23 protein-coding genes and 1 pseudogene are annotated in these 24,775 nt (G+C 62.9%); 6 read left to right on the forward strand and 18 right to left on the reverse strand.

What is annotated here, in order from left to right:
- Positions 1-51 precede the first annotated feature (51 nt).
- The 10 genes from AC0L2R_RS03940 to AC0L2R_RS03985 all read right to left on the reverse strand — a co-directional run bounded on the left by AC0L2R_RS03940 (position 52) and on the right by AC0L2R_RS03985 (position 12,143).
- The gene (locus tag AC0L2R_RS03940) at positions 52-1,449 is read right to left on the reverse strand and encodes an NAD(P)(+) transhydrogenase (Re/Si-specific) subunit beta (RefSeq protein ID WP_473507793.1); all 1,398 of its coding nucleotides are present in this window, start codon (positions 1,447-1,449) and stop codon (positions 52-54) included.
- Between the two features lie 6 nt (positions 1,450-1,455).
- The gene (locus AC0L2R_RS03945; RefSeq protein ID WP_029347614.1) at positions 1,456-1,881 is read right to left on the reverse strand and encodes an NAD(P) transhydrogenase subunit alpha part 2; all 426 of its coding nucleotides are present in this window, start codon (positions 1,879-1,881) and stop codon (positions 1,456-1,458) included.
- The gene (locus AC0L2R_RS03950) at positions 1,881-3,152 is read right to left on the reverse strand and encodes a Re/Si-specific NAD(P)(+) transhydrogenase subunit alpha (protein ID WP_473507794.1); all 1,272 of its coding nucleotides are present in this window, start codon (positions 3,150-3,152) and stop codon (positions 1,881-1,883) included. Before AC0L2R_RS03950 ends, AC0L2R_RS03945 begins: the two co-directional genes overlap by 1 nt.
- 86 nt (positions 3,153-3,238) lie before the next feature.
- Positions 3,239-3,463 (reverse strand): aa3-type cytochrome c oxidase subunit IV, encoded by a 225-nt coding sequence (locus AC0L2R_RS03955; RefSeq protein WP_091592720.1) that lies wholly within the window; start codon positions 3,461-3,463, stop codon positions 3,239-3,241.
- A 200-nt stretch (positions 3,464-3,663) separates the two neighbouring features.
- Positions 3,664-3,813, reverse strand: coding sequence for a DUF3096 domain-containing protein (locus AC0L2R_RS03960; protein WP_023796799.1), 150 nt, complete (start codon positions 3,811-3,813; stop codon positions 3,664-3,666).
- Between the two features lie 128 nt (positions 3,814-3,941).
- A complete protein-coding gene (locus tag AC0L2R_RS03965; protein WP_473507795.1) occupies positions 3,942-4,712 on the reverse strand; it encodes an N-acyl amino acid synthase FeeM domain-containing protein in 771 nt (256 codons plus the stop codon).
- 154 nt (positions 4,713-4,866) lie between these two features.
- Complete coding sequence (locus AC0L2R_RS03970; RefSeq protein WP_473508063.1) at positions 4,867-7,176, reverse strand: putative bifunctional diguanylate cyclase/phosphodiesterase; 2,310 nt, start codon at positions 7,174-7,176, stop codon at positions 4,867-4,869.
- A gap of 110 nt (positions 7,177-7,286) precedes the next feature.
- On the reverse strand, positions 7,287-10,766 hold the full coding sequence (locus AC0L2R_RS03975) for an indolepyruvate ferredoxin oxidoreductase family protein (RefSeq protein ID WP_473507796.1): 3,480 nt from the start codon (positions 10,764-10,766) through the stop codon (positions 7,287-7,289).
- Between the two features lie 236 nt (positions 10,767-11,002).
- Positions 11,003-11,542, reverse strand: a complete 540-nt coding sequence (locus tag AC0L2R_RS03980; RefSeq protein WP_473507797.1) for a hypothetical protein — start codon at positions 11,540-11,542, stop codon at positions 11,003-11,005.
- The gene (locus AC0L2R_RS03985; RefSeq protein ID WP_473507798.1) at positions 11,535-12,143 is read right to left on the reverse strand and encodes a CGNR zinc finger domain-containing protein; all 609 of its coding nucleotides are present in this window, start codon (positions 12,141-12,143) and stop codon (positions 11,535-11,537) included. Before AC0L2R_RS03985 ends, AC0L2R_RS03980 begins: the two co-directional genes overlap by 8 nt.
- 100 nt (positions 12,144-12,243) lie before the next feature.
- Here AC0L2R_RS03985 and AC0L2R_RS03990 point away from each other — a divergent pair, with 100 nt between their 5' ends.
- The 4 genes from AC0L2R_RS03990 (at position 12,244) to AC0L2R_RS04005 (ending at position 16,818) form a co-directional block, all read left to right on the forward strand.
- Positions 12,244-13,149: a branched-chain amino acid ABC transporter permease gene (locus AC0L2R_RS03990; protein WP_473507799.1), complete on the forward strand. Its 906-nt coding sequence runs from the start codon at positions 12,244-12,246 to the stop codon at positions 13,147-13,149.
- Positions 13,150-13,422: 273 nt separating this feature from the next.
- Positions 13,423-14,007: a TRAP transporter small permease subunit gene (locus AC0L2R_RS03995; protein ID WP_287239047.1), complete on the forward strand. Its 585-nt coding sequence runs from the start codon at positions 13,423-13,425 to the stop codon at positions 14,005-14,007.
- The gene (locus AC0L2R_RS04000) at positions 14,007-15,776 is read left to right on the forward strand and encodes a TRAP transporter large permease (RefSeq protein WP_473508064.1); all 1,770 of its coding nucleotides are present in this window, start codon (positions 14,007-14,009) and stop codon (positions 15,774-15,776) included. Before AC0L2R_RS03995 ends, AC0L2R_RS04000 begins: the two co-directional genes overlap by 1 nt.
- A 19-nt stretch (positions 15,777-15,795) precedes the next feature.
- Positions 15,796-16,818, forward strand: coding sequence for a zinc-dependent alcohol dehydrogenase family protein (locus tag AC0L2R_RS04005; protein WP_473507800.1), 1,023 nt, complete (start codon positions 15,796-15,798; stop codon positions 16,816-16,818).
- A 60-nt stretch (positions 16,819-16,878) separates the two neighbouring features.
- On the opposite strand, the gene AC0L2R_RS04010 is transcribed toward AC0L2R_RS04005, so the two are convergent.
- Positions 16,879-17,988 carry a TRAP transporter substrate-binding protein gene (locus AC0L2R_RS04010; RefSeq protein ID WP_473507801.1) on the reverse strand — a complete coding sequence of 370 codons (1,110 nt, stop codon included), beginning with the start codon at positions 17,986-17,988 and terminating at the stop codon, positions 16,879-16,881.
- Between the two features lie 288 nt (positions 17,989-18,276).
- Here AC0L2R_RS04010 and AC0L2R_RS04015 point away from each other — a divergent pair, with 288 nt between their 5' ends.
- Positions 18,277-19,050: a gamma-glutamyl-gamma-aminobutyrate hydrolase family protein gene (locus tag AC0L2R_RS04015; protein ID WP_473507802.1), complete on the forward strand. Its 774-nt coding sequence runs from the start codon at positions 18,277-18,279 to the stop codon at positions 19,048-19,050.
- A 17-nt stretch (positions 19,051-19,067) separates the two neighbouring features.
- Here the strand turns inward: AC0L2R_RS04015 and AC0L2R_RS04020 are convergent, their stop codons facing one another.
- From AC0L2R_RS04020 to AC0L2R_RS04040, 5 genes and pseudogenes are all read right to left on the reverse strand, one after another.
- A complete protein-coding gene (locus AC0L2R_RS04020) occupies positions 19,068-19,463 on the reverse strand; it encodes a hypothetical protein (RefSeq protein ID WP_473507803.1) in 396 nt (131 codons plus the stop codon).
- A gap of 82 nt (positions 19,464-19,545) precedes the next feature.
- A complete protein-coding gene (locus AC0L2R_RS04025; protein WP_473507804.1) occupies positions 19,546-20,529 on the reverse strand; it encodes a 2-hydroxyacid dehydrogenase in 984 nt (327 codons plus the stop codon).
- Positions 20,526-21,548 (reverse strand): LacI family DNA-binding transcriptional regulator, encoded by a 1,023-nt coding sequence (locus AC0L2R_RS04030; protein ID WP_077375012.1) that lies wholly within the window; start codon positions 21,546-21,548, stop codon positions 20,526-20,528. Before AC0L2R_RS04030 ends, AC0L2R_RS04025 begins: the two co-directional genes overlap by 4 nt.
- 123 nt (positions 21,549-21,671) lie before the next feature.
- A pseudogene (locus AC0L2R_RS04035) lies at positions 21,672-21,779 on the reverse strand (EamA/RhaT family transporter); the annotation flags it as partial.
- Positions 21,780-21,829: 50 nt separating this feature from the next.
- Entirely contained in the window at positions 21,830-22,237 is a 408-nt protein-coding gene (locus tag AC0L2R_RS04040; protein WP_473507805.1) for a DUF2000 family protein, read from the reverse strand.
- 35 nt (positions 22,238-22,272) lie between these two features.
- Here AC0L2R_RS04040 and AC0L2R_RS04045 point away from each other — a divergent pair, with 35 nt between their 5' ends.
- Positions 22,273-23,151, forward strand: a complete 879-nt coding sequence (locus tag AC0L2R_RS04045) for an AraC family transcriptional regulator (RefSeq protein WP_473507806.1) — start codon at positions 22,273-22,275, stop codon at positions 23,149-23,151.
- 16 nt (positions 23,152-23,167) lie between these two features.
- Here AC0L2R_RS04045 and AC0L2R_RS04050 read toward each other — a convergent pair whose 3' ends face one another.
- Together AC0L2R_RS04050 and AC0L2R_RS04055 are read right to left on the reverse strand one after the other, a co-directional pair.
- Positions 23,168-23,638 carry a MarR family winged helix-turn-helix transcriptional regulator gene (locus tag AC0L2R_RS04050; protein WP_023796815.1) on the reverse strand — a complete coding sequence of 157 codons (471 nt, stop codon included), beginning with the start codon at positions 23,636-23,638 and terminating at the stop codon, positions 23,168-23,170.
- Between the two features lie 218 nt (positions 23,639-23,856).
- Positions 23,857-24,588 (reverse strand): intradiol ring-cleavage dioxygenase, encoded by a 732-nt coding sequence (locus tag AC0L2R_RS04055; protein WP_473507807.1) that lies wholly within the window; start codon positions 24,586-24,588, stop codon positions 23,857-23,859.
- Between the last annotated feature and the right edge of the window lie 187 nt (positions 24,589-24,775).

Consider the following 24,775-nt stretch of genomic DNA (forward strand, 5'->3'; position numbering starts at 1 on the left):
CCGGGTTTCTGGTTCGAGCAGCTAGCGATGTGTGGGGGTCGCCAACCCGGATCAGTGATCCATGGCCTTGACGATTTCTTCGGTCATCTTCTTGGCGTCGCCGAGCAGCATCATGGTGCCGTCCTTGTAGAACAGCGTGTTGTCGATGCCGGCATAGCCGGAGCCGAGCGAGCGCTTGACGAACAGACAGGTGCGAGCCTTGTCGACATCGAGGATCGGCATGCCGTAGATCGGCGACGATTTGTCGTCGCGGGCGGACGGGTTGGTGACGTCGTTGGCGCCGATGACATAGGCGACGTCGGCCTGCGCGAATTCGGAGTTGATGTCCTCGAGCTCGAACACTTCGTCGTAAGGCACGTTGGCTTCGGCCAGGAGCACGTTCATGTGGCCGGGCATGCGGCCGGCGACCGGATGAATGGCGTACTTCACGTCGACGCCATTGGCCTTGAGCTTGTCGGCCATCTCACGCAGCGCGTGCTGCGCTTGGGCGACCGCCATGCCGTAACCAGGCACGATGACGACCTTCTGCGCGTTCATCATCAGATAGGCGGCATCGTCGGCCGAACCCTGCTTGACCGTGCGCTCGATGCCGTCGTCGGCAGTGGCGGACGTCTCGCCGCCGAAGCCGCCGAGGATGACCGAGATGAACGACCGGTTCATGCCCTTGCACATGATGTAGGACAGGATCGCGCCGGACGAGCCGACCAGCGCGCCGGTGATGATCAGCGCCAGATTGCCGAGCGTGAAGCCGAGTGCCGCAGCCGCCCAGCCTGAATAGGAATTCAGCATCGAGACGACCACCGGCATGTCGGCGCCGCCGATCGGGATGATGAGCAGGACGCCAAGGACAAGCGATGCCGCCACGATCAGCCAGAACACCAGCTTGGACTCAGTGGTGACGAGCAGCACGATCAGCACGACCAGCCCGATGCCGAGGGCGGCGTTGATGAAGTGGCGGCCGCCGATCATGATCGGCTTGCCCGACATGCGGCCGTCGAGCTTGAGGAAAGCGATGACCGAGCCGGTGAAGGTGATGGCGCCGATGGCGACGCCGAGGCTCATCTCGATCAGCGCCTGGGCGTGGATGTCGGCGACCGTGCCGATGTCAAAACTTTCCGGCGCATAGACGGCGGCAGCCGCCACCATGACGGCGGCAAGCCCAACCAGCGAATGGAAGGCGGCGACCAGCTGCGGCATCGAGGTCATGGCGATGCGCCGTGCAGTGACCGCGCCGACCGAGCCGCCGATCAAAAGACCGAGCACGATGAGGCCGAAGCCTCCGGCCGAAGGGGTCGCCAGCGCCAGCGTGGTGACAATGGCGATGCCCATGCCGATCATGCCGTACATGTTGCCCTGGCGGCTGGTGGTCGGGTGCGACAGGCCGCGCAATGCCAGGATGAACAGGATGCCGGAGACCAGATAGAGGAAGGAGGCGAAGTTGGCGTTCATGGCGCTCTACTTGTCCTTCTTCTTGTACATCGCCAGCATGCGCTGGGTGACGAGAAAGCCGCCGAAGATATTGACCGAGACCAGCATCAGCGCAACGAAACCGAAGCCGGTGGCGATGCCGGACGCCGAGATGCCGACGGCAAGCAGCGCGCCGACGACGATGACCGAGGAAATGGCGTTGGTGACGGCCATCAGCGGCGTGTGCAGCGCCGGCGTGACCGACCAGACGACGTAATAGCCGACAAAGATCGCCAGCACGAAAATGGCGAAGCGGAAGACGAACGGATCGATCGCCCCGCCGGACAGCGCGTGCGCGGCGTCGCCCGCCGCATCGGTGCCGCCTGGAGCTGTGGCCAGATCCTGCACAGCGAGCCGGACGGCGGCGGTAGCCTGGTCGAGCTGGTCGAGGGCTTTCTGCAAGGTCTGGTCCATCACGCGATCCCTTTCGACTTATTAGCGGGCGATTTGGGTGCGGCAGCTTTCCTGGATGCGGCAGCTTCCTTTGGCAGGGCTGGATTTTTTGCCGCGGCGGGCTTCGCAGGCTCGGTCGAGGCGATCATCACCGCCGGCTTGCCGGCGAAGGCCGGATGCACGACCTGGCCGCCATCGGTCAGCATCGTCGCCTTGGCCAATTCGTCGTCGCGGTTGATGGCAAGCGTCTTGGTGGTCTTGTCGACCAGCGTCTCGAGGAACGCAAACAGGTTCCTGGCATAGAGCAGCGAGGCGGAGGCAGCGACGCGGCCCGGCACGTTGAGATGGCCGACGATTTTCACGCCGTTGGCCGTGGTCACCACCTGCCCGGGCACGGCGCCCTCGACATTGCCGCCGCGCTCGACCGCCAGGTCGACGATCACCGAGCCCGGCTTCATCGAGGCGACCATCGCGGCCGAAACGAGCTTCGGCGCCGGACGGCCCGGAATCAGCGCAGTGGTGATGACAATGTCCTGCTTGGCGATGTGCTCGGCAGTCAGCGCGGCTTGCTTGGCCTGGTATTCCCTAGACATTTCCTTGGCGTAGCCGCCAGCCGTCTCGGCCGCCTTGAACTCCTCATCCTCGACCGCCAGGAACTTTGCCCCCAGCGAGGCGACCTGTTCCTTGGCGGCGGGACGCACGTCGGTGGCGGTGACCACGGCACCGAGACGACGCGCAGTAGCGATCGCCTGCAGGCCGGCGACGCCGACGCCCATGACGAAAGCTTTCGCCGCCGGCACCGTGCCCGCCGCCGTCATCATCATCGGCAGCGCCCGGTCATATTCGGCAGCCGCGTCGATCACCGCCTGATAGCCGGCGAGGTTGGCCTGGCTGGACAGGACATCCATCGATTGGGCGCGCGTGATGCGCGGCATGAACTCCATCGAGAAGGCGGTGACGCCGGCCCTTGCCAGAGCATCGACGGCAGCATCGTTGCCATAGGGATCGATGATGGCGATGACGGCACTGCCCGGGCGATAGGCCTTCAGCTCCGCCTCATCAGGCCGGCGCACCTTCAGCACCACATCGGCCTTGGCGACATCGCCGGCCTTACCGATCGCAGCGCCGGCCTTGGCGAACTCCTCGTCGGGAATGCGCGATGCCGTGCCGGCGCCGCTTTCGACGATGACGTCAAACCCCAGCCCCGCCAGCCGCTTCACCGTGTCGGGCGAGGCAGCAACGCGCGGCTCGTTCGCATCGAGCTCACGAGGGATGAAAACCGTCTGTCCCACCGCATGATCCTTTCGGCTGGAACCTGTCTGCGCAGGACGCCGACCGAACTTCCGGCGATGTCGCGGGCAAGGGGGTTTTGAAGAATTTACCGGAGAATGAAAGCGCCGACGGCGAGGATCAGAACGAACAGGACAAAGCCCGAGAAGAAGCCGCCCGCAAAGAAGCCGAAAGCCATTGCCAGAAGCACGGCGGCGCAAAACAGCGACCCGTATTTGGCGAGCATGAGAAAGCCGGCATAGGTGCGGTCGTGCTCGGCATAGTCCATCTTCGCGCCTAGTTCGACAGGACCGGTCGGCGAGTGATCAGCCATAGGAATACCCCTTCGAAGACATCTTTCAGGCACATAGCGAAAAGCCAGGCCGAGGGCAATGGCGCTATTGCCGCATCGCTGGAGACAACAGCCTCAAAAGAAAATTGGAGCCGCCAGATGCAGGATGTCGTTTCGGAGGCGCTCGCGGCTGCCGCCCTCGCGCTTGCTTTCCAGCTAACGCGCCGCGCCTGCCGACATTTTCAGCCGGCGAGTTGCGGAAACAGCCCAAGCAGGCCGACGACGATCAGGTAGAGCGCGACGATGTAGTTGAGGAGTCGCGGCATCACCAGGATCAGCACGCCGGCAATCAGCGAGATCAACGGAGTGAGCGCGAGCGTGGGAATGGTCATGTCGGGTTCCTTTCGGTAGAATTTCCGCCGAAGCGATGCAGATTGACATCGTCCGCGCACCACCGGCGCGCCTCCCAGAACGCCGAAGCGGCCTGAAAGCTCCAGCCGCGCTCTCAATTTGCCAATTGTCAGGCGGCTTCGCGGTAGTATTTGGCGGTCGGCAGAATGGTCAGCGGCGCGAGTTCACCGGCACTGGGTGTCTCAAACAGCATGCGCTGCTCCATCGGCGTCGACCGAAAGAATGGGAAACGCTGGAGTACCCGCTCCAAATTGATCTCGTAGTTCGCGTCATAGAGTACCACGGGAACGGTGAATGGAGGATAGTCTCTCGGTTGCCCCACCTGCACGGCACCGAAAGTCCGCTGGTAGAAAGCCGTGTGTTCCTTGCGGATCACGCCGAGACACGCCGTCACCTGGAAGTGGACGCTGGCAATTAGTGCTAGCCGCAACGTAACGTAAGGCAGGGCACGATGCATCGATATGAAGTCCGGGTCGGCTGCCAAGAGCGTCGGATTGACGAAGGATTCGCCGCGAAGCAGCCGCGGATGAAGCAGGTCGCCAAATCTGGTCATTGCTGGCGCGTAAGGTTCGCTCGGTGTCAGATGATGAATACGGAGCGTACACACAAGGGAATTGTCGACGAAGACACCAAAGCGATAACAGTTCGGCGTGTCGTCGAGCGCATCCATCATCATCTGGTCGCTGGATTCAGGCAGAAAGCCGTTCAGCCGGTAAGCCTTGTAGCGAAGCCGGTAAATCGCCTCCATGTCTTCACCGCTTTCGCAGCGCCTGTATTCCACGCGCTCAAGAAGGGTCGAAACATTGCGCGAGAAGGAAGACATCCCGCTGAGGTCGGTCGGTCGGTCATCCACATGAACAACCCCATCGGATACCGCCACAATACAATTCCCTTCTGCCATCTTCCCTGAAAACCTATCGTGTGCGGTCGTGGCATAAAAGATGGAAATCCAATCGAAGTCGTTTACCTAATATTAACCTTAACTTGCCGCCGCGGCACGTCTGGTCAAGTTGGTCGAAAATGAAGCGCGGAAATCAGCTAAGCGCACGTTTGCCCGCCGGCTTTTTATCGATGGCGAATGGCCAGACCGTGGTAGCCATCGTTCCGATGCCGGACGCTGTCAGCGCTGAACCAAACAAAAAGCCCTGGACCATATCCGGTTTGATAGAATGCGTCAGAATGTTGAGCTGCTCGTATGTCTCAACGCCCTCGATAGTCACGTTGAGACCGAGAACTCTGATCAGTTCGACCACGCCCTTCAACAGCGCGAGCGAACTCGGGTTGTGGGTGACGTCCATCAGGAACGAGCGGTCAATCTTGACCTTGTCGAGCGGCAGCTTGTGGAGATAGCTCAAGCTCGAATAGCCCGTGCCGAAGTCGTCTAGCGCAATGCGCACGCCAAGCCGTTTCAACTCCTCGATATACTGACGCGTCAGCGATTTGTCGTCGAGAAGCGCGGTCTCGGTGACTTCGATTTCCAAGCGGCCAGCGGCGAGGCCGGAGTTGGCGAGCGCATCACGGACTTTCTGGACGATGCCACTGCTGCGGAAATCCTTGGCCGAAAGGTTGACCGAGACGCTGGTCGGATCGGGCCATTTGACGCATTCGGCACATGCCGCCTGCAGGACAAATGTGCTGATCTCGGAAATGATGCCCATTTCTTCGGCCAGCGGAATGAAGATGCTGGGCGAGATCGATCCGAGATCGGGGTGATCCCAACGACACAGCGCCTCGCAACTGGCGATCCGCATCGTGCTCATCGCGACGATCGGCTGATAGACCACCCGCAGCGCCTTGCTTTCCACTGCGGTGCGCAGATCCGCCTTCATCAGCTGACGATCGCGAAATGCCGCATCCATCGAGGCCTGGAACAACCGCCAAGTGTTCTTGCCGAGTTCCTTGGCCTTGTAGAGCGCCAGGTCCGCCTTGACGATCATGGCGTCGACATCGGTGTCCCTGACCCGCGAAAGCACCGCGCCACCGCTGGCCTGGATGCGCAGCCCATGGCCGGCGACGTCGACCTCGCCCTGCAGTTCATCGAAAATCCCGTCGATTTGGCTGGTCAGGTGGCTCTCATCCTCAACGCGATCGAAAAAGATCATGAACTCGTCGCCGCCGAAACGGCTGACGGTGACGCCTGGTCCGGCGATCGCTGCCAGTCGCTCCGCGACGGCGTAGATCAATCCGTCGCCGACCGGGTGGCCAAGCGTGTCGTTGACGTTCTTGAAGTCGTCGAGGTCGAGCACGGCGAGCCCGCAGAGACGCTCGAGATCGCCGGATGCCATCGCCTCTCCGATCAACTCCTGGAAATAGGCGCGGTTGGGCAGGCCGGTGAGGCTGTCGTAGCGCGCCATGAAGCGGATCTTGCTTTCTGCCTCGACGCGGGCCGTCACATCCTCGAAGGTGATGACGCCCAGTTCCTGGCTGCCCTCACGCGCCGAGAACTCATAGTGCTGCCCGTTCGCGAGCGACACGAGAACCTTGCGGTCGCGGCCCTCGCGCAGGGCGCGCGTGAGCTGGGCCTCGATGTAGCGGCAGTCCTTCGGCGCCAACATGCCGCCGGCAACGCCGCGCATCAGCAGGCCGTGGATCGATCGCCCGAGCAGCGCGTCCGGCGACTTGAGCGACATCAGATGCGCGGCTTCGGCATTGGCCACCACCACCCGGCCATCAGGGCCGAGCATGACAAGCCCGTGCGACATGGTGTTCAGCGCCCGATTGAAGCGCTGGGCGAGGCGGTTCGCCTTCTTCTCTTCGCTGATTGCTGTAAATAGCACCTTTCGCACAAGATGCGCCATCTTGTTGATGGTGAACATGAAGGGGATGACGAAGAGGCCCAAAATGACATTGTACACGTCGCCCTTCAGCATCAGGCCGACCGCAATCGGCGCGACCACGGACACGGACAGGATGGCGACCATCTTTCGGGAGCCGAAATTGCGGCCGGCGATGGTGATGGTGCTTGCCAACACCAGCGACACCGCTGCAATCTCGCCAAACAGGTCCGGAACCACGTAGAGGCATACGAACGCGAAAAGTCCGACCGCGGACCCATGAATCGTCCCGGCAACAATGTAGTAGCGTTCCCAGGCAAGCGCGGATTCGTAGGTGACGATGGTGTCGGGACTGACCCTCCGGATCGCAAGATAACGGCCGATGCTAGCGGCAACCATCAGGATGGCGAGAGCGAGATAGATTGCCGCAGACGTTTTCCAATACACGAGCAAGGCCATAGCGCCTTGCGTGAAGGCGCCAACGAGCAAGATGCCCGCGTCGCGAAACAGCGAGCGAACGAAGCCAACGTATACGTCCTCGGATATGTCGTCGGGTCGATCTATGTTCATGACCTGCGGTGTCGCGCGAACCGCAGTCATGTCATAACCGCATTAAGAAAGGTTTAGAGGGGCCATCTCGGGCCTGCGTCAAGCCTGTTGAGTTTCTTCAGATAAGGCATTCACTCGGCGGCCTGGAGTTCCGGCCGAGCCGGTGTCTTCGCCAGGCGATCGAGCAGCCTCAAGCGCTCGCCAGCGGCCTTTTCGGCGCTGGCCTGCCTGACGTGACCATAGCCGCGAATGAGCGCCGGCACCGAGGCAAGCGCTGCCGCGGCCTCGACCTTGCCTGGCGCCAGCGCGCCGGCGACAAGCTCCAGGTCGGCCTCGTACTGCGCAAGAAGCTGCCGTTCCATACGCCTTTCGGAGCTGTAGCCGAACACATCAAAGACCGTGCCGCGCAAGCCTTTCATCGCTGCCAGCAGGCGGAACCCCTTCATCATCCAGGGACCGAAGCTCGACTTCCTCGGCTTGCCGTCCTTGCCGCGCCTGGCCATGATCGGCGGCGCGAGATGGAATTCGAGTTTGTCGTAGCTCTGGAACTGCTTGCCCAGTTCAGCGGCAAAGGAGCCATCGGTGTAGAGCCTTGCCACCTCGTATTCGTCCTTGATCGCCATCAGCTTGAACAGGTTCCTCGCGGCGGCCTCGGTCACATCAGTCGAACCGGGCGCCACGCTGGCTTCGGCCTTGCGCAGCACGGCCACTTTGGCGGCATAGCGCTTGCCATAGGCGGCGTTCTGATAGGCGGTGAGGAAGGCGACGCGGCGGGCGATGACGTCATCGAGCGTCTCGGCGACAGCGGTGTTCTGTGCAGCCGTGCCCGGCTGGACGACGAGGGCGCGCACGAAATCCGGCTGGTGGGCGGCGCGGCGGCCCCAGCGGAAGGCTGAGACGTTCATCGCCACCGACTGGCCGTTGAGCTCGATCGCCTTTTCGACTGCCTCGGCAGACAGCGGCAAGCCGCCATGCTGAAAGGCGAAGCCGAGCATGAACATGTTGGCGCCGAGCGAGCTGCCGAACAGCGCGGTGGCGGTGCGGGTGGCATCGAAAAAATGCGCCTTGTCGTCGCCGGCGGCAGTGCGGATCGCCTTTTTCAGCCGCTCAACGGGCAGCGAGAAATCGGCCGACCGGGTAAACTCGCCGGGCATGATCTCCGCGGTGTTGGCGAGGAAGATCGTGTGGCCTTCGCGCACCGCGGCGAGCACCTTTTGGGCGCCCGACACGACGAGGTCGCAGCCAAGCACAAGGTCTGCCTTGCCGGCCGAAACGCGGATGGCATGGATATCGCCCGGGCTGCGCGCGATGCGGACGTGGGTGAACACCGAGCCGCCCTTCTGGGCAAGGCCGGCCATGTCGATCATGCCGCAGCCTTTGTCTTCGAGATGAGCCGCCATGCCAAGCACCGCGCCGATGGTGACGACGCCGCTGCCGCCGACGCCGTTGATGATCGCCGCCCAGCCTTGGTCGCCGAGCGGGAATTCCGCGGGCGCGGGCACGCCGTCGAGCGGATCGGTGGTGCCGGCCATACCCTCGGCCTTCCTGATCTTGGCGCCATGCACGGTGACGAAGGACGGACAGAAGCCGTTGATGCAGGAGAAATCCTTGTTGCAGCTCGACTGATCGATCTTGCGCTTGCGGCCGAATTCGGTCTCGACCGGCTGGATCGACACACAATTCGACTGCACCCCACAATCGCCGCAGCCTTCGCAGACCAGTTCGTTGATGAAGACGCGCTTGTCGGGATCGGGGAAGGTGCCGCGCTTGCGGCGGCGGCGCTTTTCGGCGGCGCAGGTCTGGTCGTAGATCAGCACGGATGTGCCTCTGACCGCGCGCAATTCGCGTTGCACGAGGTCGAGGTCGTCGCGGTGATGGATGGTGGCGCCGGCGGGGAATTCGACCTTGCCGGTATATTTGGCCGGTTCGTCGGTGACGATGGCGATCCGCCCGACGCCCTCGGCCCGCACCTGCCTGGCAATCATGTCCACGGTCAGGCCACCCTCGTGCGGCTGGCCGCCGGTCATGGCGACGGCGTCGTTGTAAAGGATCTTGTAGGTGATGTTGGCGTCGGTCGACAGCGCGAAGCGGATCGCCAGCGCGCCGGAGTGGTTGTAGGTGCCGTCGCCGAGATTCTGGAAGATGTGGTCGCGCTTCGAGAACGGCGCCTGACCGACCCATTGCGCGCCCTCACCGCCCATGGCGGTGAAACCAACGGTGTTGCGATCCATCCACAGCGCCATGAAATGGCAGCCGATGCCAGCGGCGGCGAGCGAGCCGTCGGGCACCTTGGTCGAGGAATTGTGCGGGCAGCCGGAGCAGAAGAAGGGCGTGCGCGAGGCGATGTCTGTTGTCTCGGCGAGCATCGCCTGGAACTGGCGAAGTTTCGCCACCCGCGCGGCGATCTCGTCCGACGGACCGATCGTCCGCAAGATTCTCTCGCCGAGCGCGATGGCGATGTCGTTGGGATCGAGCGCGCCCTTGGCCGGGAACAGCCCGTCGCCGCGCTCGTCCTTCTTGCCGACGATGACCGGCTGCATGGCGGTGCCGTAAAGGTTCTCGCGCAGTTGCACCTCGATCAGCGAGCGTTTCTCCTCGACGACGACGATGGTCTCGAGGCCGCGAGCGAAGTCGGTGATGTGCTGCAGGTCGAGCGGCCACGGGCAGCCAACCTTGAACAGCCTGATGCCGATGCGGTTGGCGGCGGCTTCGTCGACGCCGATGTCTTCCAGCGCCTGGCGAACGTCAAGATAGCTCTTGCCGACGGTGACGATGCCAAGCTTCGGGCCACTGCCGCCGGAATAGACGATCCGGTTCAGCCCGTTGGCGTGGATAAAGGCCGAAGCGGCGGCGCGTTTGTATTCATGCAGTCGCTCCTCCTGGCCGAGCATATCGATCTCGTTGCGGATGTTGAGGCCGCCGGGCGGCATGTCGAAGTCCGGGACGACGATATCAAGCCGTTCGAGCGCGGCATCGACCGAAGCCGTCGATTCGATGTTGTCCTTGACGCATTTGATCGCCGCCCAGGTGCCGGCGAAGCGCGACATGGCAATGCCATAGAGCCCATAGTCGATGATCTCCTGGACCCCGGCCGGATTGAGGATCGGCACCATGGTGTCGACAAACAGGAACTCGGTCGCGTGCGCGTTGGTCGAGGATTCGGCCATGTGGTCGTCGCCCATCAGGGCGAGCACGCCGCCATGTCTTGACGAGCCGGCGAGATTGGCATGGCGGAAGACGTCGCCGGAGCGGTCGACGCCCGGTCCCTTGCCGTACCAGACCGAAAAGACACCGTCATGCGTGCCCTCGCCCAGCAATTCGGCCTGCTGCGATCCCCAGCAGGCGGTGGCCGCGAGTTCCTCGTTGAGGCCGGGCTGGAAGATGATGTCCGACTGGGCGAGCTGCTTCCTGGCCTTCCAAAGCTGCATGTCGAGGCCGCCGAGCGGCGAGCCGCGATAGCCGGAGACGAAGCCAGCGGTGTTCAGGCCGGCCCGGCGGTCGCGCTCGCGCTGCATCAAAAGCATGCGGATGACCGCCTGCGCGCCGGAAAGGAAGATGCGCTCCTTTCGCAGGTCGAACTTGTCGTCGAGCGCGACATCATGCAGCGTCATCAGGCATTTCCTCTGCGGAGGCCGCAGTTCGAGCGCAGCCAACGTCGGAGTTGAAGGCTGCAGTGTTTCTCCCCTTGCCGGGCAGGTCAAACAAAATCGAAGATGCCAGGCGAAGCGCAACAAACGATCCGTTCCACGCCCGATTCTGTAAGAAACGCTCACCAATTGGTCCGTCAGCGCCAAGAAAATTCAGCGCCAGGAAAATTCTGGCCGCGACCGATACCGGCGATATCGAGTCAGCCGGCCTTCGAACAGTCGGGCTTGGGCGCGCCCGGCAGCTTGCCGTCCGGATGGCCGGCAAGCTCTGGATTGGGCGTATAGAGCTGATCGATGACCAGCGGCCGGTCGGGCAGGACCGATTGGTCCTGCGTCGACATCAGCGTGGTGTCGATCTTCTGGAGGATTGCACCGTGGGTATCCCTGATGCTGATCGATATCGCATAGGGCTTGTCCCTAGCGATGCAGGAAAGCGCCGGGCTCTCCAGCGACACCTTGCCGAGCTTCGGCCAAATTTTCTGTTCGACGATCAGTGGCTCGCCGCCTGCTGGGTTCTGGAAGCTGGCGACCGCAACCTGTCCTTCCTCCATAGGCTGCAGCGGCCTCAGCGTGACGACAAAGGTTGCCCTTGCGAGGCGATAATTGAAGACGACCAGCCTGCCGGAAATCTCGAACAATCTGCCTTCGCCGTCCGTGCCGGTATCGCGGCAGGCGCCGAGCGTTGCCGCGGCCACGAGCATGGCGCCGACAACGATCAGGCGCAAGATTTTCCTAGACATTGGCGGTCCCTCTGGCTGCCGTTCGGCGGCGATAGTGGCGACTTGCCTTCTGGCGGTTGCCGCACACCGCCATGTCGCACCAACGACGGCTGGAATTGCGGCTTCGGTCGAGAAACAACCAGCTGCAATTGGGGCAGATCCTCAGCCTTGCGACGGTGTCAGCCTGCAGCAGCGACAGTGCGGAAACCGCCAGTGCCGCCTCGAAGGCGATGGGCGTCGCCGGCTCGCCGAACGGCCGTCCCGGCGCACCGATCTCGGTGCGGCCGTCCGCGAGACCGTCGGCGCAGGCCTTCAGGAAGCCAGGCAGATCGCCTGTAGTGACCGCGCCCTTCGACACCGCACGACGAAACAGCCGGTCGGTCGTCTCGCGGATCGCCAGCACGACCGGCGCGATCCTGTCCGGGAACGGCGCTTCGAGCCGCCTGCCGCCAAGCTCGGCGGCGCGAAAGACGCTTGCCGCGTCGGCGAAACGGGCGATCTCCGCCGGATCTTTGAACCGGTCGAAGGTTTTCCGGGGATCGCCGCGCAGCACGACGGTGTTCGCCGTGTCGAGCGAAAGAAGGCCGCCAGTGAAGCGGTGCGGGGTCCAGGAAACCGTCATGGGCGCCATTTCTAACCGATAAGCCGGGTTTGACAAGTTAGATTGCCGATGCAAATCTGCTCCGCACGGACGCGGTTCTCCGCGATCCAAGGACATTGGCATGCTCTATTTCTTCCAGCAGGTGCTGAACGGGCTGCATTCCGGCGCGCTCTATGCCCTGCTCGCCTTCGGCTATGTGCTGACCAACGGCATCCTGCACCGGACGAACCTCGCCTATGGGGCGCTGTTCGCCTTTTGCGGACAGACGATGATTCTCACCGCGGCCTTCGGCTATCAGGCCCTGTGGCTGACCCTGTTCGCGGCCGTCGCGCTCGGTATTGTCGCGGCGTTCCTGTATGCGGGGCTGATCAGCCATGTCCTGTCGCGCAGCATCTTCGAGCCGCTGGCCGACCGCACGCCCAATGCGATCGTGGTGACGACGCTGGGCATATTGCTGCTGCTGTCGGAGGCAAGCCGCATCGCCGCTGACACGCATGATCTGTGGCTGCCGCCAATGCTGGCCCAGCCCATCATTCTTGCGAACGGGGCCAACTTCAATGCCACCCTGACGCTTATCCAATTGCTCGACTGCGGGATCGTCGTGGCAACCATTGTGCTCGCCTCCTGGGCGTTCGCCCGCTCGAGTTTCGGCCGGCGCTGGCGCGCCGTGTCCGACGACCCCAAAGCCGCCGCCATGTGCGGCGTCGACGTGCGCGCGGTGTTTCGGCACGCGGTGCTCGCCGGCGGCCTTTGCGCGGCGCTGGCCGGTATCCTCGCCGGCCTCTACTATGGCAACATCAGCTTCGGCTCCGGCCTGGTCTACGGGCTGAAAATCCTGTTCGTGACGGCGGTGGGCGGCTATCTCTCGCCGTTGCGGGCAGCACTTGGCGCTGCCGCTTTCGGCATGGCCGAATCGCTGTGGGCCGGCTATTTCCCGGTCGAGTGGCGCGACGCCTGGATGTATCTGTTGCTCGTCGCCATGCTGGTGCTGATCGGCGCCGGGCGAGACCAGAGCAAGATCGTCTGACTGCGCCAACCTGGGTAGCGCCAACCGCAGACGCCACTTTGATTTTTGCGCATGATCCCTTCCGCGGCTGTTTCGCCCCTTCCCCATGCCACAAGATTGTTTTACTCGGTCTGCCCGTGTTGACCCGCCGGGCCACGCACGGCATACCGTTGGGCCACATCGAAGCGGCGGAAAACAAGCGGGAATCGGCGCGTCGCCAATACTTTGAGTCACGCATCATGCTTTCCGAAAATCGACATCGATTTTCGGGCCGATGCGTAAAGGGAGGAATGTATGGCAGGGCTTCTCACTCTATCCAGAACGATTGACCGTGTGAACGAGTTCATCGGCAAATGGGTGTCGTGGCTGATCCTGCTGGCAATCCTGGTCAGCGCCGCCAATGCAGTCATCCGAAAGACGTTCGACATGTCGTCGAACGCGTGGCTGGAATTGCAGTGGTATTTGTTCGGCGCCGCCTTCATGCTGGCCGCTGCCTACACGCTTAAGCAGAACGACCATATCCGCATCGACATCGTCTACGGCATGTTCTCGCGCCGCGTGCAGCACTGGATCGACCTTTTCGGCCATCTCTTCTTCCTGATGCCGTTCGTGACGCTGATGGTGATCTATTTCGTCCCCTATGTGTCACTGTCGTTTCACAGCGGCGAAATGTCGAACAATTCCGGCGGGCTGATCATCTGGCCGGCGAAGGCGATTCTGCTGGCCGGCTTTTTCCTGCTCGCGCTGCAGGGCATCTCGGAGATCATCAAGAAGATCGCCATCATGCGCGGCGACATGGACGATCCCACACCGTTCATATCGGTGCATGAACAGGCCGAGCTCGAAGCGAAGGCGCTCGCCGAAGAGGTGCGCTCGTGATCGAGTTCATCGCCCAGAACATGGCGCCGATCATGTTCGCCTCGCTGGTCATCTTCCTGCTGATCGGCTACCCGGTCGCCTTCTCACTCGCCGCCAACGGCCTGCTGTTCTTCTTCATCGGTGTTGTGCTGTCACCCTATTCGGGCGGATCGATCAATCTCGCCTGGCCGCTGCTGCACGCGCTGCCGGATAATTTCTACGGCAGCCGGGTAATGTCGAACGACACGCTGCTGGCCATCCCGTTCTTCACTTTCATGGGCATCGTGCTCGAACGATCGGGCATGGCCGAGGACCTTCTCGACACGATCGGCCAATTGTTCGGACCGATCCGCGGTGGCCTCGCCTATGCCGTGATCTTCGTCGGCGCGCTGCTTGCCGCAACCACGGGCGTAGTGGCTGCCTCCGTCATCGCCATGGGCCTGATCTCGCTGCCGATCATGCTGCGCTACGGCTATGACCGCCGAGTGGCGTCCGGCGTCATTGCCGCGTCGGGCACGCTCGCCCAGATCATTCCGCCCTCGCTGGTGCTGATCGTTCTGGCCGACCAGCTCGGTCGCTCGGTCGGCGACATGTATGCGGGTGCGCTGATCCCGGGGATGGTTCTGACCGGCCTTTACACGACGTATATCGTGATCATGTCGATCATTCGGCCGAACTCGATGCCGGCCCTGCCGCTGGAGGCCCGCACCCTCGGCCACGGTGTCCTGTCGCTGCTGGTCGCGGTGCTGGCGGCAGTCGTGGTTTCCTACGCGGCCTATCGCTATCTGACGCCCTCGCAGGGCCAAAACGCCGACATCCTCGGCGCCACCATCGGCGTGATCCTCATCTATGTCGTGGCAATCGCCGACCAGCGCCTGAAGATCAACATGATGTCGCGGCTGGCGCAGCAGGTGATCATCGTGCTGATCCCCCCACTGGCGCTCATCTTCCTGGTGTTGGGCACCATCTTCCTCGGCATCGCCACGCCGACCGAAGGCGGCGCCATGGGCGCTGTCGGCGCGCTGATCATGGCGGCGATGAAGGGGCGGCTGTCGCTGGACGTGATCAAGCAAGCGCTGGCGTCGACGACGCGGCTATCCTCCTTCGTGCTGTTCATCCTGATCGGCGCGCGCGTGTTCTCGCTCACTTTCTACGGCGTCAACGGCCATATCTGGGTCGAACACCTCCTGACATCGCTGCCGGGCGGCGAGATCGGCTTCCTGATCGGCGTCAACATCCTCGTCTTCCTGCTCGCCTTCTTCCTCGATTTCTTCGAGCTCGCCTTCATCATCGTGCCGCTCTTGGCGCCGGCCGCCGACAAGCTCGGTATCGATCTGATCTGGTTCGGCGTGCTGCTCGGCGTCAACATGCAGACCAGCTTCATGCACCCGCCATTCGGCTTCGCGCTGTTCTACCTGCGTTCGGTCGCCGCCCGGGTGCCCTATCTCGATCGCCTCACCGGCAAAAAGATCGCGCCGGTAACCACCGGCCAGATCTATTGGGGGGCGGTGCCCTTCGTTTGCATCCAGGTGATCATGATCGGCTTGACCATCGCCTTCCCGCAAATGGTGATGCACTACAAGGGCACGGCAGCGGACCCGGGCACGATCGACTACCAGGTGCCGGAAACGCCGAGCCTGTCGCCGCTCGGCGTTCCGCCTGCGGATGGCGGCACGGCGCCGACTGCGCCTGCACCGGATCTGTCGCAGCCGCCGAATTTCGGTGAAACGCCGGCTGCCAAGCCGGCAGCGCCAGCGCCCGATCTGTCGCAACCACCGAGTTTCAATTGACGCCGGAGGCTCTACAGACATGAAAGCGGTGCGGCTGGAGGGCGTCGGCAGCATCGCCCTTCGGGAGGTCGACAAGCCCGTGGCCGGGCCGGACGATCTCCTGGTGCGGATCGAGGCATGCGGCGTCTGCGGCACTGACCGGCATCTTTTCCATGGCGAATTTCCCTGTGCGCCGCCGGTGACGCTCGGGCATGAATTCTCCGGGATTGTCGAGGCGATTGGAACCGCCGTGTCCGGCTTTTCTGTCGGCGATCGCGTCACCGGCGATCCCAACATCGCCTGCGGGCGCTGTCCGCACTGCCACGCCGGTCGCGTAAATCTTTGCCATAATCTGGTTGCCATCGGCATCCGCCGCGATGGCGGCTTCGCCGAATATGTCGTGCTGCCTCACAAGCAGGCCTTCCTCCTCCCGAACGACCTGAGGCCGACGCATGGCGCGTTTTGCGAGCCGCTTGGCTGCTGCCTGCATGGCGTGGACCTGGCGCAGATCCGACCCGGCTCCTCGGTCGCCGTGCTTGGCGGCGGCGTGATCGGCCTGCTCACCGCGCAACTGGCGAGGCTTGCCGGCGCGACGACAATCATCCTGTCGACGCGTCAGGCCTCGCGGCGTGCCCTTGCAGAAGAATTGGGCGCAACAGCGACGGTCGATCCAACCGCTTGCGACATCATCGACACGGTCGTCGGTCCGTCGGGCCTCCTGCCGGGTGGCGTCGATGTGGTGTTCGAATGTGCCGGCGTAAGGGACACGGTCGAGCAATCGATGCGGCTCGCCAGGGCCGGTGGCACGGTTGTCGTCGTCGGCGTGATGCCTCAAGGCATGAAGGCCGAATTCGAGCCTTTCGACCTGTTGTTCCGGGAATTGAGGGTGCTGGGCTCGTTCCTCAATCCGTCTACGCATCGCCGGGCTGCCGATCTCATCGCCTCGGGTGCGATCGAGATCGACAAGCTCATCTCCCGGCAGGTGACGCTTGAGGAGGCGGCTGCGGTGATCGCCAATCCGCCTGCGCCAGGCGAGGTCAAGGTGCTGGTGGTGCCGCGCTGATCAGCAAATAGAAGCGCTTCGGCGCCACGCGTCCGAAGAACGCGTGACGCCGAACTGTCGTCAGAGTTTGGCGGAGCGCTGCTGGACCATCATGAAGGTATCGTAATTGTACTCGGCCACCTGCGCCCAGAGATAGTGCTCCTTGCGGAACGCCTTGATCGAGTCCCATATCTTCTTGAACGGCGCGTTTGAGGCTTCCATCTCGGCATAGACCTCGTTTGCCTTTTCGAAGCAGGCTGCCAGGATTTCCGGGCTGAACGGACGCAATTTGGCGCCCGCTGACACCAGCCGCCTGACGGCCGCCGGATTCAGAAAGTCGTATTTCTGCAGCATGTTGGCGTCGGCGGCCTGCGCGGCGGTGCGCACCAGCGCCTTGTAGGCCGGCGAAAGCTCCTCGTATTTCGCCTTGTTGAACATCAGATGGACGGTCGGCCCGCCTTCCCACCAGCCAGGATAATAATAATTGGGAGCGACCTTGTAGAAGCCGAGCTTCTCATCGTCATAAGGGCCGACCCATTCGGCGGCGTCGATGGTGCCTTTTTCCAGCGCTGGATAGATGTCGCCGCCGGCGATCTGCTGCGGCACGACGCCGAGCCTTTGCACCACTTTGCCGGCAAAGCCACCGATGCGCATCTTGAGGCCCGAAAGGTCGGCGACGGTGTTGATTTCCTTGCGGAACCAGCCGCCCATCTGCACGCCGGTATTGCCACCGGGCAAGCCAAAAAGGCCCTGCGTGGCGAGAAACTCGTTGAACAGGTCGATGCCGCCGCCGTGGTAGTGCCAGGCATTGATGCCGCGCGCGTTGAGCGAGAACGGAACCGCGGCACCCAAAGCCCAGGTCGGGTCCTTGCCCCAATAATAATATGCCACCGTATGGCAGGCCTCGACGGTGCCGGCGGTGGTGGCATCCGCGACCTGCAGGCCGGGCACCAGTTCACCGGCAGCGAAGACCTGCACCTGGAAGTTGCCGTCGGTCGCCTCTGAGAGCATCTTGGAAAAGACCTCGGCGCCGCCATAGATCGTATCGAGGGACTTCGGGAAGGACGACGCCAGGCGCCATGTCACTTTCGGGTTGTTTTGGGCGATAGCCGGCGCGGCAAGCGCCGCCGTAGCCGCCGCAGCGCCGACACCGGTCACACCGGCCTTGCGGATGAATGATCGACGATCCATGAAGTCCTCCCTATTGGATCAACAGACCGACGTTCGGGAGATGCTCTGTGCCCCGGATCGGCTTCGCGGCAAACAATACACGGGCAAGAAGTCGAGTCCAGCCATGGGAGCCGGTTTTGCCGGCGGCGTTTTCGCGAAAAACGCGGGCGCGAACACGCCTCCTGCAACTTAAGTCTAACGCCCTTTCCGTGGCCCATGCGAGATGCCGAACTTGTCATGGCAAAGCGCCGTCGGATCGCCTATTTTAAAGGCAGAACAATCCTTGCACTGAATGGACCCGGATTAAAAATGCAGCAGCCGCTAGTCGCCATATCGACCGACGTCCGCCAGTTCGACAACTACACCTGGCATGCCGCTCCGCAGCAATATCTGGAGGCGGCGCTTTCGGCGGCCGGCGTGTTCCCGATGCTGGTGCCGTCCTTCGGCGACCGGCTCGATTTCGATGAACTCCTGTCATCGGTCGACGGCGTCATGATCACTGGCTCGAAGTCCAATGTTCATCCCTCGCACTATGGCGGCGATGCCAGCGAGGCCAACGGCCCCTACGATCCGGCCCGCGACGCCACGACGCTGCCGCTGATCCGCAAGGCAGTGGAGCGCGGCGTGCCGCTGCTCGCCATCTGCCGCGGCATCCAGGAGATGAATGTGGCGCTGGGCGGCACGCTGGCCGCAGAAATCCAGGAGCGCGACGGATCGCTGGATCATCGGGCACCGGCGAGCGACAATCAGGACGAACGCTTCGCCATCCGCCAGACCATTTCGATCAAGCCCGGAAGCTGCCTCGCCGGCGTGTTCGGGGCAGGCGACATCATGGTCAATTCGGTGCACCGCCAGGCCATCGACCGGCTCGGCCCGAAGCTGCAGATAGAGGCGGTCGCCAGCGACGGCACGGTCGAGGCGGTTTCGGTGCGCGACGCCCGCGCGTTCGCCGTCGGCGTCCAGTGGCATCCCGAATACTGGGTCAAGTCGGACAGCGTCTCAGCAAGGATATTCCGCGCCTTTGGCGACGCGGTGCGCCTGCACGCCGCGGCGAAATCCGGCGCACGGGCCGCCGCGGAATAGTCCGTCGGACGTCAACGTCAATCGCTGCTGGCCGCCAGCGACAGCAGCGGCAGGGCTGGTTCGTAGGATTCATAACCGTCGCCGTCGGCGACGCCGAAAGTGACGATCGGGTCGATGCCGTTCGCGCTGAAGGTGACCGTGCCGTCATCCTGCTCGCGCCAGAATTTCGCGCGCTCGATGCCGGGCAAGACCCGGTGGCAATTCTCAGTGACCGTCAACAGCGACAGGCCATGCGCCACCTCAGTGCCGCGCTTGACCGCGCAGGACGCTTCGTCGCCATTGGCCACCAGCCGGTAGTCGCCGGGTGACTGCGCTGACTCATCGGCTGTGCGGCCTTCGCCTGCGCCGCTGTGAAACAGCTGAACGCTGCCGAACAGCGCGACCACCGCTATCAATGCAGCAAGTGCTTTCATCTGCGTTCTCCGGGTGTTTGGCGATAGATAAAGATGATTTCAAAGCGTTAAACCGTGGTTAACAAATAGGAAAGCGTGCCGCTCAGCTGCGCGCCTTGAGCTTTTCCGTTTCCGGCACCGGCGTCAACGCCCTCCCTTTCGAAAACCAGGAAATCAGATTGTCGACGCACAGATCGGCCATGGCGCGGCGGGTATGTTCCGAAGCCGAGCCGACATGCGGCAAAAGTGAACTGTTGGGGGCGGCGAGCAGCGCCGGCGGCACGTTCGGCTCGTCGGCGAAGACATCGAGCCCGGCAGCGGCGATGGTGTGCCCGGCAAGCGCCGCGGCAAGTGCTGCCTCGTCGACCGTGCTGCCGCGACCGATGTTGACGAAGACGCCATTCGGGCCGAGCGCCGACAGGATCTCGGCGTTGACCGCCTTTTCCGTCGAGGCGCCGCCGGGCGCCACCGAGATCAGTGTATCGACCGCCTCGGCAAGGCCTTTCAGCGTGCCGTGGTATTCGTAGGGCAAACCTTCGACCTGGCGCCGGTTGTGATAGGCGATCGGCAGCCCAAAGGCCTCCAGCCGGCGCGCAATGGCGAGACCGATGCGGCCCATGCCGAAAATACCGACACGACGGCCGCGCAAGGTCAGCCGACTTAGCGGATAGTTGCCGTTGCGTGCCCAACTGCCGTCGCGCAGCCAGGTCTCGGCGCGCGGCAGCTCGCGGACGGTGTTGATCAAAAGCCCGATCGCCGTATCGGCGACCTCCTCGGTCAGCACATCCGGCGTGTTGGTGACCATGACGCCGCGCTGCGCTGCGTGACGGGCATCGACCGAATCATAGCCGACGCCGAAATTGGCGATGATCTCGAGATTCGGCAGCGCGTCGATGAGGGCTGCGTTGATCCCGCCAAAGGCGGCAATGCCGCGCACCGTCCGGCGCATCTCGTCGGTGACCAGCGACGCATCCGGCCGTTCGATCCAGGCGCGGCTGAACGTCCGGTCGATGCGGCCCACCGCGTGGTCGTTGAATTGGCCCGGCACCAGAATGGCGACTGCTTGCTGCTGTTCGGCTTTTGTCATGCACGTTCCACTGGTTTGCCGGTCGACTGGCGCACATGCAGTTCCGGCTTGATCAGTTCCTGCGACGGCCGCACCATCTGCCCATTGAGCTTGTCGAGCAGCGCGCTGGCGGCGCGGCGGCCAACTTCACGCTGGCCATTCCACACGGTGGTCAGCGCCGGCGTCGCGATCGCTGCTTCCTCGAGATCGTCGTAGCCGGTCACGGATATGTCAATGCCCGGCACGAGTCCGGCGCGTGCAATGCCGTTCATCAGGCCGATGGCGACGAGGTCGTTCCAGCAGCAGGCCGCGGTCGGCTTGTCCTTCAGCGCCAAGAACTGCCCGGCGGCCTCGAAGCCAGCCTGTTTGGTGCGCGGGCCGGGGATGCGCCAGGACGGCCTGACCTCCAGCCCTGCCGCCTCCATGGCGTTGAGATAGCCCTGGTAGCGGTCGCGGCCGGTCGAGGTCTGGTCGGTGCCGCCGATCATGGCGATGCGTTTATGGCCGAGCGAGATCAGATGGTTGGTGGCTAGCCCGGTGCCATAGGCGTCATCGCCACGAAACACCGGCACGTCAGCGCCTTCGACGGTGCGTGCGATCAGCACCGCCGGCAGGCCGTTTTCCTCGGCCATGAAGATGTCTTCGGGCGGCGTGCCGATGGCCGGCGACATGATGACGCCGTCGGCGCCAAGCTGCAGAAGCGTGTCTATGAAGGTGCGCTGCTTTTCGAGCTGGTCGTAATGGTTCGACAGGATGAAGGTCTGCCGGCTGCGGTCGAGCTCGCTTTCGATCGAGCGCAGGATCTCGGCGAAAAAGGGATTCATGATGTCGTGGACGACGACGCCGACGATGCCCGAACGCGAGGTGCGCAAGCTGGCGGCGCGGCGATTGTAGATATAGCCGATGGCGCGGGCATGTTCCTTGATGCGGTCGCGGGTGATTCCAGCAACCAGCGGGCTGTCGCGCAGGGCCAGCGAGACCGTGGCCGTGGACACACCGAGCGCATCCGCGATCGTCGAAAGCTTGATCTTCTGTGCCAGCGCCTTGCGCTCCCCCGACGATCCAGAGCTAATCCATGATCTCCAGCGAAAACCGGATGCCCGTTTTCGGGATCATGGTCTAAACAGTTTAAACGCGGCCTTATGCCACCCTTCCGAAACAAATCAAAGTTTTTTTGCCAGCGCATCCACCTCGACGTCGAGGGCAGCGCGGTTGCGCACGCGAAGCCGGTGCTCACGATGAATGATATAAAAGCCGCTGGCGACGATGACGAGCACCGAGGACACCGAGCGTCAACAGGATGAACCAGTGTCGATATGCATCAGGGATGCATGCGGGCACCTTTGGTGATCTTGTCGACAAGCTTCTTTTCGGCGCGCAACGCGATTCCGACGACCTTGGCATCGTCGGGTGCGAATTCGGCAAAGACGGCGCGGTTCGCCGCGTCGTGGCCGGTCGAAAACATTTCGTCGACGTAGAGCGAGGTCGTCACACCGCGCTCCAGCGCCCGCCGGTGGATCGCACTGAGCGTCGAGCGTTCGGCCGAAAGCACGATGATCGGCTGGATCGAGAGCGGATTATAGATATTGCCGGCGCGGTCGCGATAGGGTTCGCCGATGATGTCGCTATACTGCGCGACGATGCCGCTGGTCAGGAACGCGGTTACGTTGAGCTTTTGCCAGACGGGAAGGTTATCCTGCAGCACGATTGCAAATTTCGTGTCGAACATGAGACATTTGCCATTCGAGGTTTGTGAATGAAGTGATGTCACACGGTCTAGATGGCGAGGCCTTTCAGGGTCTTGGACGTTTGTGCGTTGGCGCGGCTGAGAACTGCGTCATCTCGGCGCCCGATTGCGTCGGAATGGAGCGTATCGAGGCCCGGTTCCACGGCAGCGCCTTCGATCTCCATCGTCACGATACCTACGCCATCGGCGTGACGCTGCATGGCGTCCAGACTTTCCGGTATCGCGGCGCGACGCATCACAGCCTGCCCGGCCAGATTATCGTGCTCCATCCCGACGAATTGCACGATGGCGGCGCCGGCACTGAAGACGGTTTGCGTTACAGGATACTTTATCTGGAGCCGTCCATCGTGCTGGACTGCCTCGATCAGACAGGCGCATCGCTGCCTTTCGTCAGGAATGCCGTGGTGACGGATCCTGTTTTCCGCACGCGGCTGCTTTCGGCGCTGGGGCCGTTGGACCAGGAGCTGGACGATCTGTTTGTCGCCGACTTCGTTACGCAATTGATGCAAAGCCTGGCACGGCATTCAGGCCGGCCGGCGAAACCGATGCCAAGGACAGCGTGGCGGGCTGTCAGCCTGGCACGCGACTATCTGGAAGAAAATGTTTTCCGTACCGTCCGTTCCGACGAGCTGGAGGCGATCACCGGGCTCGATCGCTACGCCCTGTCGCGGCATTTCCGTGCCGCTTTCTCCACCAGTCCGCACCGCTTTCTCTTGATGCGCCGGCTTCAACGAGCACGCCGCATGATCGAGGCGAGCGAGTCATTGGCGCAGATCGCAATAGCGGCCGGTTTCAACGACCAAAGTCATTTCAGCAGGCACTTCAAGAAGGCGTTCGGTGTCACGCCGGGCCGCTGGTCGGCATTGGTGCATGGATCGTCAGCAGCCGCTGCCTGATGGCGTCAGCCGCGGATCATTCGTCGGCGTCGATCTCGTCATCGACGAGAACCATCTCTCCGTTCGAGAGGTTCGCCTCAACGCGGGCGAGCAGCTTGAACAGCGCCTTCTGGTCCTTTTTATCGAGCCCCTTCAGCGCCTGCTTCTCGGTCTTCTTCACCGATTTCTCGATGGCATGAATGATTTCGCGGCCAGTGTCGGTCAGAAAGATATGGGCCTGGCGGGCATCGGCGGAAGAAGCGCGTTTTTCCAGAAAGCCTTGCGCCTGCAGCCGGTTGATGGTCTTGGTGATGGTCGGCGGGCGAACACCGAGGCGACCGGCAAGATTGCCGGGCGTCTGCCCGTCCTCACGGTCGAGCGCCAGCATGATCTGGTCCTGGCCGGCATAGAAGCCGTGCGCCAAAAGCCGCGCGGCGAGTGCCGTACGCGCCAGCCGCGCCGCCGAATGCAGCCGGCTCATTGTCGCAGTCTTGTCCGCCTTGGCCATGGCTATCCCTCTTCGGCCGAACCGGTGTGGACAGCATAGAGGCAGCCGCCCGGTTGGCAATGGACGATCAAAAAAGATCCGGCTTTGCAAAACAGCTTTGCCGGCAAGCAATGCGGTGTCCGCCGAGGCTAATGCCAGATGTTTATTTCAGTTAGATGACAAACGACTTTTCAGCGCAGGTGGTCGCGTTCGGCAGGAACGCCGCACCGATGCGGGTCTCAATCAGCCCTCACCGCGACGATCATCAAGGCCTGGTAGGCGTCCGCCACCTCGCGCAGCGCCGCCTGCGAAAGCGGCCCGGCGCGCCGCGCGATACCGTCCCTGGCGTTCGACGTATCCCGCTTGCCGGACCGGTCGGTGTAGGGCGCGACAGTAGTGAATATCTGTTCGCTCAGGCCGTCGGGGAAAAACAGCTGGCCGGTCATCACCGAATTGTCGTTGGGGAAGACTTTGAAATGGATGTGGGTGGTGCGGCCGCGATACCAGCCGGGATAGATGGTGGCGAACGAGACGATGCCGCTGTCATCGGTCTTTTGCCAACCGCGCAGAAAACTCTGGCCTGACGTATCGACATCCTGGCCGTCGCCTTGTCCCGGATAGCCTGAATAATGGCCTTGGGCGTCGCAATGCCAGATATCGACCCGCGCACCGGCAAGCGGCCGGCAGCCTGCGTCGACGACCTGCAACCGCAGATTGAGTGCAACGCCCGCTTTGCCTTCGGTGATATCGGCGCGCTCGAGCTTCGGGTCGAAATAGAACGGGCCCTCGGTCGCTTCCGGTGTGATCGCGCAGACGCCGGCGCCGCTATCGAACAGGGCAAGCCCGGCATAAGGCGAGGCCTGCTGCGCCAGCGCGATGGCCGGCAGAAAAACACCGCCGCCCGCGCTAACGGCAATGAGGCCAAGCGCTTGGCGCCGGCTCAATGGCAAGGAGGACGGTTTATCGGACATCCGGCGCCTCTTTTGGTTTTCTTTCGAGCAAGCTGCCTTGGTCTTATCTAGGCAGCGAAACCAGCCAACGCCAATGATAACCCGGCAATGTCGGGAAAGTCCGGCAATGTTGTCGACCTGTTTGGCCCATCGGTTGCCACGTGCAAAAGCACGGCGTGCATCCTATATGGGGCCAACAATCCTTTTC

The sequence above is a fragment of the Mesorhizobium sp. WSM4820 genome (genome assembly GCF_055811075.1).

What these genes read in the sequence shown, in the direction of transcription:
- AC0L2R_RS04045 (WP_473507806.1), top strand. Translation starts at nt 22,273, where the DNA reads ATGTCACACGGTCTAGATGGCGAGGCCTTTCAGGGTCTTGGACGTTTG.
- AC0L2R_RS03945 (WP_029347614.1), bottom strand. Translation starts at nt 1,881, where the DNA reads ATGGACCAGACCTTGCAGAAAGCCCTCGACCAGCTCGACCAGGCTACC.
- AC0L2R_RS04015 (WP_473507802.1), top strand. Translation starts at nt 18,277, where the DNA reads ATGCAGCAGCCGCTAGTCGCCATATCGACCGACGTCCGCCAGTTCGAC.
- AC0L2R_RS04010 (WP_473507801.1), bottom strand. Translation starts at nt 17,988, where the DNA reads ATGGATCGTCGATCATTCATCCGCAAGGCCGGTGTGACCGGTGTCGGC.
- AC0L2R_RS03960 (WP_023796799.1), bottom strand. Translation starts at nt 3,813, where the DNA reads ATGACCATTCCCACGCTCGCGCTCACTCCGTTGATCTCGCTGATTGCC.
- AC0L2R_RS03995 (WP_287239047.1), top strand. Translation starts at nt 13,423, where the DNA reads ATGGCAGGGCTTCTCACTCTATCCAGAACGATTGACCGTGTGAACGAG.
- AC0L2R_RS03975 (WP_473507796.1), bottom strand. Translation starts at nt 10,766, where the DNA reads ATGACGCTGCATGATGTCGCGCTCGACGACAAGTTCGACCTGCGAAAG.
- AC0L2R_RS04055 (WP_473507807.1), bottom strand. Translation starts at nt 24,588, where the DNA reads ATGTCCGATAAACCGTCCTCCTTGCCATTGAGCCGGCGCCAAGCGCTT.
- AC0L2R_RS03955 (WP_091592720.1), bottom strand. Translation starts at nt 3,463, where the DNA reads ATGGCTGATCACTCGCCGACCGGTCCTGTCGAACTAGGCGCGAAGATG.
- AC0L2R_RS04025 (WP_473507804.1), bottom strand. Translation starts at nt 20,529, where the DNA reads ATGACAAAAGCCGAACAGCAGCAAGCAGTCGCCATTCTGGTGCCGGGC.
- AC0L2R_RS03990 (WP_473507799.1), top strand. Translation starts at nt 12,244, where the DNA reads ATGCTCTATTTCTTCCAGCAGGTGCTGAACGGGCTGCATTCCGGCGCG.
- AC0L2R_RS04020 (WP_473507803.1), bottom strand. Translation starts at nt 19,463, where the DNA reads ATGAAAGCACTTGCTGCATTGATAGCGGTGGTCGCGCTGTTCGGCAGC.
- AC0L2R_RS04005 (WP_473507800.1), top strand. Translation starts at nt 15,796, where the DNA reads ATGAAAGCGGTGCGGCTGGAGGGCGTCGGCAGCATCGCCCTTCGGGAG.
- AC0L2R_RS03980 (WP_473507797.1), bottom strand. Translation starts at nt 11,542, where the DNA reads ATGTCTAGGAAAATCTTGCGCCTGATCGTTGTCGGCGCCATGCTCGTG.
- AC0L2R_RS03940 (WP_473507793.1), bottom strand. Translation starts at nt 1,449, where the DNA reads ATGAACGCCAACTTCGCCTCCTTCCTCTATCTGGTCTCCGGCATCCTG.
- AC0L2R_RS04040 (WP_473507805.1), bottom strand. Translation starts at nt 22,237, where the DNA reads ATGTTCGACACGAAATTTGCAATCGTGCTGCAGGATAACCTTCCCGTC.
- AC0L2R_RS04050 (WP_023796815.1), bottom strand. Translation starts at nt 23,638, where the DNA reads ATGGCCAAGGCGGACAAGACTGCGACAATGAGCCGGCTGCATTCGGCG.
- AC0L2R_RS03985 (WP_473507798.1), bottom strand. Translation starts at nt 12,143, where the DNA reads ATGACGGTTTCCTGGACCCCGCACCGCTTCACTGGCGGCCTTCTTTCG.
- AC0L2R_RS03970 (WP_473508063.1), bottom strand. Translation starts at nt 7,176, where the DNA reads ATGAACATAGATCGACCCGACGACATATCCGAGGACGTATACGTTGGC.